Here is a 255-nt window from a genome sequence, read left to right as displayed (position 1 = left end):
ATCATCAGCGGTGCGGGGCTTAACTTCTCTGTTCGAGATGGGAAGAGGTGAACACCCGTCCTATCGGCTCCATACTTTTTGCAAGGTTTTAGCCTTTAGCCATATTGTGAGATAAAATAAACAGCAGGGTGTAAATTAATAAAAGGTAAGCTTTCGGGTAATTAGTACTACTCGACTTTGACATTACTGTCTTTACATCTGTAGCCTATCGACCGTGTCGTCTACACGGACCCTTCATGGAATACTCATCTTCAG

2 rRNA genes are annotated in these 255 nt (G+C 43.1%); both read right to left on the bottom strand.

The window, feature by feature from the left end:
* Positions 1–74 (bottom strand): 5S ribosomal RNA (rrf, locus tag V7S74_RS10935); the annotation flags it as partial.
* Between the two features lie 67 nt (positions 75–141).
* A 23S ribosomal RNA gene (locus tag V7S74_RS10930) occupies positions 142–255 on the bottom strand; the annotation flags it as partial.

Origin of the sequence: Aquirufa novilacunae (assembly GCF_045310505.1) — a bacterium.
Taxonomy (GTDB): domain Bacteria; phylum Bacteroidota; class Bacteroidia; order Cytophagales; family Spirosomataceae; genus Aquirufa; species Aquirufa novilacunae.
The sequence above is the reverse complement of the archived record's forward strand: the minus strand, read 5'-3'. Positions and strand labels throughout refer to the sequence as shown.